This window comes from Cellulophaga baltica (genome assembly GCF_018861125.1).
GTDB classification, from domain to species: Bacteria; Bacteroidota; Bacteroidia; order Flavobacteriales; family Flavobacteriaceae; genus Cellulophaga; species Cellulophaga baltica_A.
The window spans coordinates 129,117-144,288 of the sequence record NZ_JAHKQN010000013.1 but is presented as its reverse complement, the minus strand read 5'-3'; the positions used below and the strand labels follow the sequence as shown (position 1 = coordinate 144,288).

The 15,172-nt window shown below is 31.9% G+C and carries 13 protein-coding genes; 5 read left to right on the top strand and 8 right to left on the bottom strand.

Annotated features, from left to right (window positions below; all coding sequences use genetic code 11):
• Positions 1-572 precede the first annotated feature (572 nt).
• The 4 genes from mreC to KO500_RS03370 all read right to left on the bottom strand — a co-directional run bounded on the left by mreC (position 573) and on the right by KO500_RS03370 (position 4,634).
• Positions 573-1,406, bottom strand: coding sequence for a rod shape-determining protein MreC (mreC, locus tag KO500_RS03385; RefSeq protein WP_215955091.1), 834 nt, complete (start codon positions 1,404-1,406; stop codon positions 573-575).
• Positions 1,407-1,475: 69 nt separating this feature from the next.
• Positions 1,476-2,504: a rod shape-determining protein gene (locus tag KO500_RS03380; RefSeq protein ID WP_215955090.1), complete on the bottom strand. Its 1,029-nt coding sequence runs from the start codon at positions 2,502-2,504 to the stop codon at positions 1,476-1,478.
• A gap of 54 nt (positions 2,505-2,558) precedes the next feature.
• On the bottom strand, positions 2,559-4,091 hold the full coding sequence (purH, locus tag KO500_RS03375) for a bifunctional phosphoribosylaminoimidazolecarboxamide formyltransferase/IMP cyclohydrolase (RefSeq protein ID WP_215955089.1): 1,533 nt from the start codon (positions 4,089-4,091) through the stop codon (positions 2,559-2,561).
• A gap of 93 nt (positions 4,092-4,184) precedes the next feature.
• On the bottom strand, positions 4,185-4,634 hold the full coding sequence (locus KO500_RS03370) for a GAF domain-containing protein (protein WP_215955088.1): 450 nt from the start codon (positions 4,632-4,634) through the stop codon (positions 4,185-4,187).
• Positions 4,635-4,770: 136 nt separating this feature from the next.
• Between KO500_RS03370 and KO500_RS03365 the strand changes: the two genes are divergently transcribed.
• The 5 genes from KO500_RS03365 to KO500_RS03345 all read left to right on the top strand — a co-directional run bounded on the left by KO500_RS03365 (position 4,771) and on the right by KO500_RS03345 (position 11,094).
• Complete coding sequence (locus KO500_RS03365; protein ID WP_252732416.1) at positions 4,771-5,184, top strand: HYC_CC_PP family protein; 414 nt, start codon at positions 4,771-4,773, stop codon at positions 5,182-5,184.
• Positions 5,185-5,285: 101 nt separating this feature from the next.
• Positions 5,286-5,852, top strand: coding sequence for an AraC family transcriptional regulator (locus KO500_RS03360; RefSeq protein ID WP_215955087.1), 567 nt, complete (start codon positions 5,286-5,288; stop codon positions 5,850-5,852).
• Positions 5,853-5,927: 75 nt separating this feature from the next.
• Positions 5,928-8,423, top strand: coding sequence for a heavy metal translocating P-type ATPase (locus KO500_RS03355; RefSeq protein WP_215955086.1), 2,496 nt, complete (start codon positions 5,928-5,930; stop codon positions 8,421-8,423).
• A gap of 19 nt (positions 8,424-8,442) precedes the next feature.
• Positions 8,443-10,716, top strand: coding sequence for a TonB-dependent receptor plug domain-containing protein (locus KO500_RS03350; protein WP_215955085.1), 2,274 nt, complete (start codon positions 8,443-8,445; stop codon positions 10,714-10,716).
• A 21-nt stretch (positions 10,717-10,737) separates the two neighbouring features.
• On the top strand, positions 10,738-11,094 hold the full coding sequence (locus tag KO500_RS03345; RefSeq protein WP_215955084.1) for a heavy-metal-associated domain-containing protein: 357 nt from the start codon (positions 10,738-10,740) through the stop codon (positions 11,092-11,094).
• Between the two features lie 55 nt (positions 11,095-11,149).
• Here KO500_RS03345 and KO500_RS03340 read toward each other — a convergent pair whose 3' ends face one another.
• The 4 genes from KO500_RS03340 to KO500_RS03325 all read right to left on the bottom strand — a co-directional run bounded on the left by KO500_RS03340 (position 11,150) and on the right by KO500_RS03325 (position 15,154).
• Positions 11,150-11,992: a universal stress protein gene (locus KO500_RS03340; protein ID WP_215955083.1), complete on the bottom strand. Its 843-nt coding sequence runs from the start codon at positions 11,990-11,992 to the stop codon at positions 11,150-11,152.
• Positions 11,993-12,042: 50 nt separating this feature from the next.
• Positions 12,043-13,002, bottom strand: a complete 960-nt coding sequence (locus KO500_RS03335) for a hypothetical protein (RefSeq protein WP_215955082.1) — start codon at positions 13,000-13,002, stop codon at positions 12,043-12,045.
• Positions 13,003-13,159: 157 nt separating this feature from the next.
• Entirely contained in the window at positions 13,160-14,791 is a 1,632-nt protein-coding gene (groL, locus tag KO500_RS03330; protein ID WP_215955081.1) for a chaperonin GroEL, read from the bottom strand.
• 84 nt (positions 14,792-14,875) lie between these two features.
• On the bottom strand, positions 14,876-15,154 hold the full coding sequence (locus tag KO500_RS03325; RefSeq protein WP_215955080.1) for a co-chaperone GroES: 279 nt from the start codon (positions 15,152-15,154) through the stop codon (positions 14,876-14,878).
• Between the last annotated feature and the right edge of the window lie 18 nt (positions 15,155-15,172).

Here is a 15,172-nt window from a genome sequence, read left to right as displayed (position 1 = left end):
TTTACGCAGTACTCGAAAAGGGGTTTACAAAGGAAATAAATATCGCACCTAATAAATAGTTCTACGTAATATTTTATTCTTTTTTAACACTAAAAAGGGAACTAAATAAAATACACAAAACTAATGATACGCTACTTACGACGAATATCTTCTTTAAAATTAGAATATAATTAGCGAAACTAAAAACTTCTAGCAAAAAGAATACAGTATGATGTATAAAGACTAGGAATGCTAGGTATGCAATTTGTTGTAATCTTGGTACGCTGGTAAGTTTGAAGTTTTGAAAATCATAGTTAACGCCAAAGCAAAAACGCATAATTGATGGCCTTAAAAAAGCGATAGTAATTGTAGCGGCAGTATGAAAAGCTAGAGTGTCTGAAAAAACATCAATTGTAAAACCTAATAAAAAAGCAACTATCAAAAATATAGACTTGTTTTGTTTAATGGGGTACCAATAGATGAACAGAATGTAAATCATAGGGTTTATAAAACCCATATATCCAATTCTATTACACACAAGAACTTGTGCTATTACGAGCACAATAAATCTGATAATATTTATAAAATATAAATTAGTCGCCATTCTGGGTTTCAGATTCTAATTGTTCAATTTCTAGTCTATTTTTATTATTTATGATATATACATTTTTAATATTAGACATATCGTTAAACAATGTAATATCAATACTATAAGAGCTTTTGGAAGTGTTTAAATCAAATGCTTTTATTGTTCCTATAGGAATATTTTCAGGGAAAATACTTGATGATGCTCCAGTTAAAATAGTATCACCAACTTTTAATTTTACTCGTCTAGGAATATCAACAAGCTGTACCGTATTGTAATCTTTTGTATTCCAGATTAAAGAACCAAAATTATTAGTGTGCTTAATTTTTGCGTTTAGATTCGATTTTCGGTTTAAAACACTTTGCACTCTTGAAAAATGCTTACTTGTATTTTCTACGATTCCTAAAATACCAGTTGGCGTAACAACACCCATATCTTGTTTTATACCGTCTTCAGAACCTTTATTGAGTGTAATGTAATTATCTAAGTGAGAATAGCTGTTTTTTATAATTCTACTGCCTATAATAGTGTAGTCTAAAAATATAGAGTCAAATGCAGTACTATCAATAGGAATTTCTACATTATATTCTTTATTCATTAGATAATTACGAAGTTGCATATTTTCTTGCACTAGTTTTTCGTTCTCTTTTTTTAGGTTTATATAAGAAGAAAAACTATTTGAAGTATTGTAGATACCACCAGTTATGCTATTGGCAGAATTAAAATACTTTGATTGATGATAAGAATGTGATTGTATCGTAAATGCCAAACTAATAGCAAACAGGAATAAATAGAGTAACAGATTTTTATTCCTAATTATAAAATTGATAATGCGTTGCATTCACTTCAGCTCTTTTGGGTAGTTTAAAACCCCTAAAGTAATGAGTTACTTTAGGAGTCATAACTTTTGCTATTTTATCAAGATACTTTTGTATCGATCCAAATTCTTTAAAGAAATACCAGTACCTCTAACAACCGCTCTTAATGGATCTTCAGCGATGTATACAGGTAAGTCAGTTTTTTGTGATAATCTTCTATCTAAACCTCTTAACATAGATCCACCACCTGCTAAATAAATACCAGTATTGTAAATATCAGCAGCTAACTCTGGTGGTGTTTGCGATAATGTTTCCATTACAGCATCTTCAACACGTAAAATAGATTTATCAAGAGCTTTTGCTATCTCTCTATATGATATTTGAACTTGTTTAGGTTTTCCTGTTAATAAATCTCTACCTTGAACAGACATATCATCTGGTGGTGTCTGTAAATCTTCAGTAGCAGAACCTATAGAAATTTTTATGTTTTCAGCAGTACTTTCTCCAACGTACAAGTTGTGTTGTGTACGCATGTAATAAATAATGTCATTTGTAAAAACATCACCTGCAATTTTTACAGATTTATCACAAACAATGCCACCTAAAGCAATAACTGCAATTTCGGTAGTACCACCACCTATATCAACAATCATATTTCCTTTTGGTTGCATAATATCTAAACCAATACCAATTGCAGCGGCCATTGGTTCATGTATTAGGTAGACTTCTTTACCATTTACACGTTCAGCGGATTCTTTTACTGCACGCATTTCAACCTCAGTAATACCAGATGGAATACAAATTACCATACGTAATGCAGGCGGAAACCATTTTTTCTTTAAAGCTGGTATGTTCTTAATGAACATGTTTATCATCTTTTCAGAAGCATCAAAATCGGCAATTACACCGTCTTTCAATGGACGAATAGTTTTTATATTCTCATGGGTTTTACCCTGCATCATGTTGGCTTCTTTACCAACGGCAATAATTTTACCACTAACTCTATCTCTGGCAACAATAGATGGACTGTCAACAACTACTTTGTCATTGTGTATAATAAGAGTATTAGCTGTACCTAAATCTATAGCTATTTCCTCTGTTAAGAAATCAAAAAATCCCATTCTAAATTATTTGGTTGTGGACTAAATGTAAGTTTAATCGATGAAAGAACAAAATTAATGTTTAAAATGACGTGTTCCTGTCATTACCATAGAAATTTCATTTTCATTGCAATAATCAATGCTTAATTGATCTTTTATAGATCCACCAGGCTGTATTACACTTGATATTCCACTATTATGAGCAATTTCAACACAATCAGGAAAAGGGAAAAATGCATCACTAGCCATTACCGCACCATTTAAATCAAACTCAAATGATTTTGCTTTATGAATAGCTTGGTTTAAGGCATCAACACGTGATGTTTGTCCAGTTCCGCTTGCGCATAACTGCTTGTTTTTTGCTAATACGATTGTATTCGATTTTGTATGCTTACATAGTTTTGATGCAAAAAGTAGATCTTCAACTTCTTGACTTGTTGGTGCTGTTTTTGTTGCTGTTTTTAAATCAGCTGCAGCATCTGTAATATTATCTTTATCTTGAACTAAAACACCGTTTAAACAAGTACGTACTGATGTTTCTGGTAATTCAATTTCATTTTGTATTAAAATGATTCTGTTTTTCTTTCCTTTCAAAATTTCTAGAGCGTCAGCGGCATAACTCGGTGCAATAACTACTTCGCAGAATAATTTATGAATTTCTTCAGCAGTAGCTTTATCAATTTCTTTATTACTGATTAAAACACCACCAAAAGCAGAAACAGGATCACCTGCTAAAGCATCAACATAAGCTTGGTGTAATGTAGTTCTTGAAGCTAAACCACAAGCATTGTTATGTTTTAAAATAGCAAATGTCGGTTCATCATTTTTAAACTCATTCATTAAATTCACAGCAGCATCAACATCTAATAAGTTGTTGTATGATAATTCTTTTCCATGAAGTTTGTTGAACATCGCTTCAAAATCACCAAAGAAAAATCCTTTTTGGTGTGGGTTTTCTCCGTACCTTAAAACTTGACCATTAGTTTCGCTAACTTTTAAAACAGTCTCTTGCTTATCTTTATTAAAATAATTAAAAATAGCAGTATCGTAATGTGATGATACATTAAATGATTTTGCAGCAAAACGCTTACGATCTTCAATTGTTGTAGTTCCCTCGTTAGCGGAAATTAACTCTAAAACCTCAGCATAATCTTCCATTGAAGAAACACAAAGTACATCTTTGAAGTTTTTTGCGGCGGCTCTAATTAATGAAATACCACCAATATCTATTTTCTCAATAATATCTTGTTCTGGTGCACCACTAGCAACAGTTTTTTCAAAAGGGTATAAATCAACAATCACAATATCAATTTGCGGAATTTCAAATTCTGCTAATTGTTTTTGATCATTTTCATTATCCTGACGGTTTAATATACCACCAAATACTTTTGGGTGTAATGTTTTTACGCGACCACCTAAAATTGAAGGGTAACTTGTTACATCTTCAACAGGAACTACATCTATGCCTAAATCTTTTACAAATTTTTCAGTTCCTCCAGTAGAGTATATGGTAATCCCTAATTCTTGAAACTTTTTTACAATTGGTTCTAATCCGTCTTTATGAAAAACAGAAATTAATGCTGATGTAGCTTTTTTTGTGGTGCTCATTTTCGAGTGCTTAATATTAATTTAATTAAGCATACAAAAGTAATTTTTTTGAAATTAAAAAACCCTTCATCTTATTAACAAAAAGCCAAAGTTTTAAAGAATTTTAGCAACTTCTGCATTTATGAACTCTAAAAAGCGCTCATCTTCGGTTGTAAATGGGTCAGGAGTGTTAGAATCTATGTCTATTTGTCCTACATTTTCACCATTTATAAATAATGGTACAACAATTTCAGCTTTAACTGTAATGCTACATGCAATGTAATTATCTTGAGCTTGTACATCTGGTACAACAAAATTTTCATTACTTACGGCAACCTGTCCGCAAATACCTTTTCCAAAAGGTATAATGGTATGGTCTGTTTCAGCTCCTGCATAAGGGCCTAGCTTCAATTCATTTTTATCTCCGTTTTTAAAATAAAAACCAACCCAGTCGTAATGTGTTACATTCGCTTTAAGTAAATCACATATTTGTTGCAATTTTAAATCTGAATCTGCTGAAGCTTTTGTTATTTCTAAAACTTCGTTTCTTAAATTTTCAAACATAAGTAGTGTGTGCCTAAATTATTTATGCAAAAGTCGAATATAATATTTAAAAATTATACATCTTTTTTACATAAATTATAGTTAATGCCAACAGTATGTTAATCACTTCATTGATTTATTTAGTAATTTTGTGCTAATGAAAAAACTAATTCATAACATATTTGCAGTATCAATGGCTTTATTGCTATTGGTTTCTACCACTTCTTGGAAGGTAGAAAAGCATTATTGTATGGATGTTTTAATTGATGTTGCTTTTTTCACACCAGCTGAAAATTGCGGAATGAATCTTACTTCAGATGGTGCAACCCCTACTGATTTGGGAAAGCAGTCTTGTTGTGATGATGAGGTAATTGCTGTTCAAGGGCTTGATAATGTAAAACCTTCTGGTGATGATTTTGATTTGCAACAACAATTATTTCTCTTTTCATTTTCGTATTCATATTTAGGTTTGTTTCAAGATGTAAAATCTGAAAACATACCTCATAAAGATTATTCTCCTCCACGTTTAGTAAAAGATATTCAGTTGCTAGACGATGTTTTCATAATTTGATTTTCATAGTTTTATTCTTATCACTTATTATAAGTGTAAAGTGCTGTTTTATAAAATAGTACTTAAGTAATTGTTATATAATTCAATTAGATAAAGCTACAATGCAAACAGTTTTTTATGTAAAAAATATGGTCTGTGACCGCTGTAAAATGATTGTTTCACAATCATTACAAGAACTAGGTGCTACATTACTAAGTGTAGAACTTGGTCAAGTAATTGTGGCTTCAGATAATAGTCTAAATCTCGAAAAAGTTAAAAATGCTTTAGAGAAAAATGGATTTGAATTAATTGCTGGTAAGAATGAAATTCTACTTGAAAAAATAAAATCAATACTTATTGATTTTGTTAACCCTGATATAATTAATGAAGATGAAAATATATCTTCTTATGTATCAAAAACAATGAATCGTGATTATGCTCTTTTAAGTAAGCTCTTTAGTAAAACAGAGGGTTTGTCAATAGAAAAATATGTTATCAATTTAAAAATTGAAAAAACGAAAGAACTTATTCAAATGAATAGTTTGAGCTTTTCGGAAATTGCCTATACGCTTGGTTATAAAAGTAGCAGTCACTTAGCGCGACAATTTAAAAATCAAACAGGTTTGTCAATGTCAGAATACAAAAACTTCCAAGATTGGGATCGTAAGTCATTAGACCAAATTGTATAAGTATTAACCATAACTAGTCAAAAGAAAACAGCATTGCTCCAGTAACTTTGTAGTGTATTTTTAAAGTTTAAGATAATGAAAAATATATATCATATTCACGGGATGACTTGCAATGGGTGTAGAACTCATGTTGAGCAAACTTTGGCTAAAGTCAAAGGAGTTACTAATGCATCAGTTGATTTAAAAAAAGCTGAAGCTACGCTTGAGACGAATAAAAAAATCAGTTTAAAAACATTGCAAAAAGCAATGGAGGCTGATGGTGGACATTATTCAATTCATAAGTTAGGTGATCATAAGCATAATGAAGTAAAAAAAACTGAGACACAAGAAAATGGGAATGGTGTGTTTTATTGTCCAATGAATTGTGAAGGTGATAAAACTTATGATGAACCTGGTGATTGTCCTGTCTGTGGCATGGATTTGGTTGAGGAAGTGAATTCATCAATGGCGAATGTGCAAGAGTATACTTGTCCTATGCATCCTGAAGTGGTTAAGGGTGAGCCTGGTGATTGCTCAATTTGTGGTATGGATTTAGTGCCAAAGGAACCGAGTGCTTCAGCGGAAGATAAAAGTTATAATAAACTTTTAAGAAAGTTTAAAATAGCTGTAGTTTTTAGCTTGCCAATTTTTATAATTGCGATGTCAGAAATGATACCTAATAATCCGTTGAATAATATTTTACCTTTAAAATATTGGAATTGGGTGCAATTTACTTTATCAATACCTGTGGTTTTTTATGCAACTTGGATGTTTTTTGAGCGTGCTTATCGTTCTGTAAAAACATGGAATTTGAACATGTTTACTTTAATTGGTATTGGTGCAGGTGTAGCTTGGTGTTTTAGCGTATTTGCAATTTTAGTTCCTGATTTTTTTCCTGATCAGTTTAAAACTGACAAAGGTACTGTTCATGTTTATTTTGAAGCAACGGCTGTTATTTTAACATTAGTGCTTTTTGGTCAAATTTTAGAAGCTCGTGCACATAGAAAAACAAATTCATCAGTAAAAGAGCTTTTAAAATTAGCACCTAATAAAGCTGTTAGAATAGTTGATGGTAATGAAGAAACTATTGCAATGGATAAAATTGCAGTTGGTGATTTATTAAGAGTGAAACCTGGTGAAAAAATTCCTGTTGATGGTATTATTATAGAAGGAGATAGTACTGTTGATGAATCTATGATAACGGGTGAGCCTGTTCCTGTTCAGAAAAATAAAGATGATAGTGTTAGTTCTGGAACTATAAACGGTAAACGTTCATTTGTAATGAAAGCCGAAAAAATAGGTTCAGATACATTGCTTTCTCAAATTATTGACATGGTGAATAAGGCAAGCAGAAGTCAAGCACCTATTCAAAAATTAGCAGATAAAATTGCAAGTTACTTCGTGCCAACAGTTGTGTTTGTGTCTGTAGTTACTTTTGTTGTTTGGGTTGTTTTTGGTCCTGACCCTGCTTATGTATATGCATTAGTAAATGCAATTGCAGTATTAATTATTGCTTGCCCTTGTGCTTTAGGTTTGGCAACGCCAATGTCAGTTATGGTCGGTGTTGGTAAAGGTGCACAATCAGGTGTTTTAATAAAAAATGCAGAGGCTTTAGAGCGAATGGATAAGATTGATACACTTATTATTGATAAAACCGGAACAATTACAGAAGGAAAACCTACTGTTGAAAAAGTTGGAAATAAAACCGATTTTGATTCAGAAAAAGTACTTCAATACATTGTTTCGTTAAATCAACAAAGTGAACATCCATTAGCGGAAGCTACAGTTGACTACGGAAAATCAAAAAATGCAACATTTTTAAAAGTCTCTGATTTTGATGCTGTTACAGGTAAAGGAGTTAAAGGTGTTATAGACGGTGAGACTATTGCTCTGGGAAATGAAAAAATGATGTTAGATAATGATATTACCATTTCTGATTCTTTAAAAGGGGAAGTAACTAGTTATCAAAAACAAGCAAAAACTGTTTCTTATCTAGCTGTTGATAAAAAGGCTGTTGGTTTTGTTGTAATAGGTGATAAAATAAAAGAGACGAGTAAAAAAGCGATTCATGAATTGCAAAAAATAGGAATTGAGGTTGTTATGCTTACGGGTGATAATGAAGATACTGCGAAAGCAGTTGCTCAAGAACTAAATTTAACGGCTTATAAATCCGGAATGTTACCGCAAGACAAGCTTGCTGAAGTAGAGCGATTACAAAGCGATGGAAAAAAAGTAGCTGTAGCTGGTGATGGTATAAATGACGCACCTGCATTAGCAAAAAGTGATGTAGGTATTGCAATGGGTACGGGTACTGATGTTGCAATTGAAAGCGCAGCAATAACATTAGTAAAAGGTGATTTGCATGGAATTGTAAAAGCATACAAATTAAGTGTAGCAGTGATGAAAAACATCAAGCAGAATTTATTTTTTGCATTGCTATATAATACAATAGGTATTCCTGTTGCAGCGGGTGTTTTATTTCCATTTTTTGGTGTGTTGCTTTCTCCAATGATAGCAGCCTTGGCCATGAGTTTTAGTTCTGTTTCAGTAATTGTAAACGCTTTGAGATTACGAACAGTTAAGATTAATTAAAGTAAAATAAAAAGTTTAAATGAATAAATATATAATAGTATTGGCAACAGTATTTATGCCTTGGTTAATTTTTTCGCAAGAAAATGTTGAAGGGGTAGTTGTTGAAAATGCTAATCCTAATTTAGGACTTCCTGGAGCCAATGTGTACTGGATGAATTCTCAAATAGGAGTAGTAACAGACATTGACGGAAAGTTTTCTATTCCGTATAAAAATGAATTTAATAAATTAATAATTAGTTATGTAGGTTTTGAATCTGATACCTTGACAATTAATGAGCCAAAAATAATTAAACATGCCTTAAAAGCATCAAATACATTAAATGAGGTAGTTGTGCAACAAAAACGTGATGCCGTACAAAAGTCCTATTTTAGTTCTCAAAATGTAGTAACTGTAAATAGTGCAGAACTATTAAAGGCTGCATGTTGCAATCTTTCTGAAAGCTTTGAGACAAACCCGTCTATTGATGTAAATTTTTCTGATGCACTTACAGGAACAAAGCAAATACAAATGTTAGGGTTAACAAGTCCGTACCTTTTAATTACACAAGAGAATATTCCAATGGTACGTGGTGCTTCACAGGCATTCGGATTAACATTTACTCCGGGTACTTGGGTTGAAAGTATTCAAATCACAAAAGGTACAGGTAGTGTGGTAAATGGTTATGAAAGTATATCTGGGCAAATAAATGCTGAGTTAGTCAAGCCTTTAACTGATAATGCTGTTTTTGTAAATGGTTATTTAAATGAAAACGGAAGACAAGAAATAAATGCGCATTTTAATAAAAAACTAACCAATAAGTGGAGCTCTGGTTTGTATGTTCATGCTAATCAGCGAACACAGAAAGAGGATGACAATGAAGATGGTTTTTTAGATGCACCATTATCTAACCAAATAAATGTAATGAACCGTTGGCAGTATCAAGATGCAGAAAAAGGATGGGTAAGTTTTTTTAATATTCGTTTTTTAAATGATGAAAAGCAGGTTGGTGAAACAAACTTTAATCCTGATACAGATAGGGTGGATTTATTAAGTAGAAATGAGGGTTTTACGCTTAGCGGAGATGAAGTTTGGGGAAGTGAGATTGATACACGTAGGTTTGATACTTCTTTAAAATTAGGTTACGTTGTTCCTGAGTTGCCTTATCAAAGTTTTGGTTTTCAAGCATCTTATAGTAAGCATATGCAAGACTCGTATTTTGGAGTAAGAACTTACGATATTAATCATGAGAGCATATATTCAAACCTAATCTTCAATTCCATTTTAGGAGATACCAGAAATAAATTTAAAACAGGTTTAACCTTTGCTTATGATGGGTATGATGAATTTGTAAATACGATAGATTATTCTAGAGTTGATAGGTCTGTTGGTGCTTTTTTTGAATATAGTTATGAGAACCTTGAAAAGGTTAGCTTAACAGCAGGTCTACGTGTAGATGATCACAATAGTTTAGGGGCTTTTGTTACTCCAAGATTTCATATACGTTACACGCCATGGGAACATGCAAGTTTAAGAGGTTCTTTTGGTAGGGGAAAACGTGCGGCTAATATTTTTGCAGAGAATCAACAATTGTTTGCGTCATCTAGAGAAATTGTGATAAAAAATTCAGGCGGTAAAATTTATGGTTTAGACCCTGAAGATGCTTGGAATTACGGTGTGAGCTTTTTGCAAGGTTTTAATTTTTTTAATAGAAAAGGAGATATAACTTTTGATTTTTATAGAACAGATTTTAAAAATCAAATAGTTGTTGATTGGGAAAACCCACAAGAAGTTTCTTTTTATAATTTGGAAGGTAAAAGTTATGCAAATAGTTTTCAAGTAGAATTAAATTATGAAATTCTACCGCAATTAAATGTGAGAACAGCTTATAAATATTATGATGTTTCGGCAGACTATGAAAGTGGAACATTGCAAAAACCATTACTTGCTCAAAATAGATTTTTTGCAAATATTGGATATGAGACAAAGCCTAAAGAAAATGGTGCACAATGGCGTTTTGATTATACATTACATAGGTTGGGGGAAAAAAGATTGCCTGACACAAGTACTAATCCAGAAGAATATCAGTTAGAAGAATATTCTTCACCGTATAATCATATGAACGCACAAATAACCAAAGTATTCTCTAATGTATTTGAAATATATGCAGGTGGAGAAAATTTATCAAATGTAACACAAGAAAACCCTGTTTTAGGAGCTGATGACCCTTTTGGTTCAAATTTTGATACTACAATTGTGTATGCGCCTATTATGGGTAGGATGTTTTATGCAGGATTTAGATTTAAAATAAATTAAAAACAATTAAATAAAATAAATATGAAAAAAGAACTAATTGCAGTTTTTGCATTGTTGATTACAACAGTTTCTTTTGCTCAAGAAAAGAACAAAAAAATGAAATTTGATGTAAATGGTAAATGTGCCATGTGTAAAGAGCGTATTGAAAAAGCTGCACTAAATGTAAAAGGTGTGAAATATGCTTCTTGGGATATTCCTACGCATCAATTATCTGTAATACTTGATGAGCGTAAAACAAACCCAATGAAGATAAAAACAGCCATTGTAGCTGTTGGTCATGATACAAAAGAATTAAAAGCAACAGATGAAGCTTACCATAGTGTTCACCCTTGTTGTTTATATAGAGACGATAATTCTGATGATGGGGCTACACATTAATAAGAGTGCCTTTAAATGTAAAAACCGCTTCAAATTTATTGAGGCGGTTTTTTATTTACTCACTATAGATAGCCATTACAGGAATATCTAAATGATTTAAAATATCTTCTGCTAAACTAAAAGAAAATAAACGTTGGTAAAAATTACGTTTATGATTAATCACACAAATCATATCAATAGAATTGTCTATACAATATTGTGATAATGATTTTTTAAGGTTAATAGTATCTATAGTTTTAAATTCTACATTATTGAGGTTTTTTAACTGCAGTGAATCTTTAAAAGCGCTCATTAATGGAGATATTGTTTCACTGTGTGCTAAATCAAAATGAATTACGTGTAACTTAGAATCAAATTCTTGAGTCTGTAGAATAACTTGTTCCAAAGGCTCTTTTTCATCTTCACGATAATCTACTAAAAATGCAATATTGTTTAAATAGCCATCAAACTTAGCTTTTTCAGGAATAGCAATTACAGGTTTATTTATATCTTGGAGAATTTTAATAGTATTTGTTTCCATGAAAATATCAAACAAGCTGTTTTGCTTATTTTGAGTCCCCATGATAATTAATTCTATTTTATCCTCTTTGCGTATTATATATTGTTTTAATGAATCGATAAAGTTTCCTTCATCAACAACATACTTTACTTTTAAATCTCCTGCTTTACTTTCTTTTATAAGTTTATGAAAAGGAGGGAATTTATCTTTTTTACTTCTGAAATTTTGAATATCTACTTTATTGTAAACTTTTTGAGTTTCTTCAGATATTTCACTGTTCTCAGAATATGTGTGATAAACAATAAGTTTAGAATTAGACTTTTGAGCGTATTCCATTGCGTATGTAAAAGCATTCAATGACAGCTCTGTGAAATCGGTAGGGAATAATATACTTTTCATCTCTTTTCTTTTATTATTACACTTCAATTATTATTAAAAATATATACTATTTATAAAGTAGCTAAATATTTAACAACATATACTAGAACTATACTTACAATTAATCCAATAAAAACTTTTACCAAATCCATTCCTAAGTTTTTGAACATATCTCTTCGACCTTCCTTTTTTCTTAGCATAAAGTTTAATGCAATTTCCCTACCAGCAAGAATACCAATGAACACCCATGTCGTACTCATAGGTACATTATTTAATTCTTTAAAATAAAACAGTATTATTCCATAAGATAAATCAATAAGCGTCGCAGAACGAATATCTACCGTGTTGGTTTTCGACTTTACAATTTTTTGTATTTTACCACCTTTTTTAGCGATAATAAAAGCTAACATTCCTAATATAATAACTAATGAAAATAGCAATTGCCATAACTCCAATTTTCTTGGTAAGTAGACATATATGTTGGCGAAATCTTGAATAAGCCATTGTGACCATAAAAACCCAGTAGAGAACCATTGTAAAGCTGTCCAGATTTTACGTTGTTTAGGTGTAATTGGGTTTTCAATAAATTTCTTTTCTAATACTTTTGATACAATTGCGTATAAAATTATTGCGGCGGCAAAAGCCACTAAATAACCAGAGATAGATTTGATAACCATGTCATTCAAATTTTTCTGGTTAAAAAATGTTAGTACCATAAAAGAAGTACTAACAGGTATACCTGTTCTTGTTAAAAGCATTAATATTATTGGAGGTAATATATAATACCAAGCAAAAGGATCGGGCATTGGGTATTTAGTCAAACGGCCATAAGATACATCACCATCATAAGCAACATAACCGTAAATAAGTGTGAAAGCCAATATGCTACCAGCAAATAACCAGAGTACCCACCATTTTTTTCTTTCATTTGAACTTAAAAAAGTTCCTAAAGTTTGAATGGTGTCATTTCCGACTACAGAGTAAGCGGCTAGGGTAAAACCCAGATAAATCACGACAAGAGAGAAATCCATTTACAATTACGTTTAGTTTAGGTTTGCAAAAAAACTCTTTTCTAAGGGCTTTATTGTTATCATATGGTTATATCTTTTAAAAATATGTCTTTTTTAATAAAAAAACCCGTTAATTAAATTTAATCAATTAACGGGTTTTCTATATGTAATTTTAGTACTACATCATGCCTGGCATACCGCCACCCATTGGAGGGCCAGCAGGAGCAGCATCTTCTTTAATGTCAATTAAAGCACACTCTGTAGTTAATATCATTCCTGATACAGAAGCAGCATTTTCTAAAGCAACTCTAGTTACTTTTTTAGGATCGATAATCCCAGCTTTCATCATATCAGTATATTGTTCAGATTTTGCATCATAACCAAAATCTCCTTTGCCTTCTAATACTTTAGAAACCACTACTGAACCTTCACCACCTGCATTTTCAACGATAGTACGTAAAGGAGCTTCAATGGCTCTAGCTACAATTTGTAAACCTGTTTCTTCGTCGGCATTTTCTGATTTTAATTTAGAAAGTACAATTTTTGCACGAACTAAAGCAACACCACCACCAGCAACAATACCTTCTTCTACGGCAGCTCTAGTTGCATGTAATGCATCGTCAACTCTATCTTTTTTCTCTTTCATTTCTACTTCAGAAGCAGCACCTACATAAAGTACAGCAACACCACCAGAAAGTTTAGCTAAACGCTCTTGTAATTTTTCTTTATCGTAATCAGAAGTTGTAGACTCAATTTGAGCTTTAATTTGATTTACTCTAGCTTTAATGTTATCAGCATTACCAGTACCATTTACAATAGTAGTATTGTCTTTGTCAATAGCTATTTTTTCACAAGTACCTAATAAATCTAGAGATGCATTTTCTAATGCAAAACCTCTTTCTTCTGAAATTACAGTACCACCAGTTAAAATAGCGATATCTTCAAGCATAGCTTTTCTTCTATCACCAAAACCTGGAGCTTTAACGGCTGCAATTTTTAAAGAACCTCTTAATTTGTTTACAACTAACGTAGCTAATGCTTCACCATCAACATCTTCAGCAATAATTAAAAGTGGCTTCCCTGATTGAGCAACTGGCTCTAAAACAGGAAGAATATCTTTCATTGTAGATATTTTCTTGTCGAAAAGTAAAATATATGGGTTATCTAATTCAGTAACCATTTTTTCTGAATCAGTTACGAAGTAAGGAGAAAGGTAACCTCTGTCAAACTGCATACCTTCAACAACATCAACATAAGTATCTGTTCCTTTGGCTTCTTCAACAGTAATAACACCTTCTTTACCAACTTTGCCAAAAGCTTGAGCAATTAGCTCACCAATTGTTTCATCGTTATTGGCAGAAATAGATGCTACTTGTTTTATTTTGTCAGAAGAATCACCAACTTTTTGAGATTGTTTAGCTAAATCAGCAACGATTGCTTCAACAGCTTTGTCAATTCCTCTTTTTAAATCCATTGGGTTTGCACCAGCAGCAACGTTTTTTAAACCTTCTTTTACAATTGCCTGAGCTAAAACAGTTGCCGTTGTAGTACCGTCACCAGCTAAATCATTAGTTTTTGAAGCTACCTCTTTAACCATTTGTGCTCCCATGTTTTCTAACGGGTCAACTAATTCAATTTCTTTAGCAACACTAACACCATCTTTAGTTACAGAAGGTGCGCCAAATGATTTACTAATAATTACATTTCTACCTTTTGGTCCTAATGTTACTTTTACTGCGTTTGCAAGCGCGTCAACTCCTCTTTTAAGGCCGTCACGTGCATCTATGTCAAATTTTATTTCTTTTGCCATGATTGTATATTGTTATAATTTGTTCTCAACTAGTGAGAAGTTATTTAATTTTTTTTTGAAATATCTATTAGGTAGCAACGGCAATTATACAATTGCTAAAATATCACTCTCGCGCATCATCAAATAATCGGTACCTTCTAACTTAAGCTCTGTACCTGCGTATTTACCATAAAGAACAGTATCGCCAACTTGTACGGTAACACTTTCGTCTTTTGTTCCAGGACCAACTGCAACTACTTTTCCTTTTGAAGGTTTCTCTTTAGCTGTGTCAGGGATATATAATCCGGAAGCAGTTTGTGTTTCAGCTGCCATTGGCTCTATAAGTACTCTGTCTGCCAATGGTTTAATGTTAACTTTAGCCATATTATTAATTTTATTTAA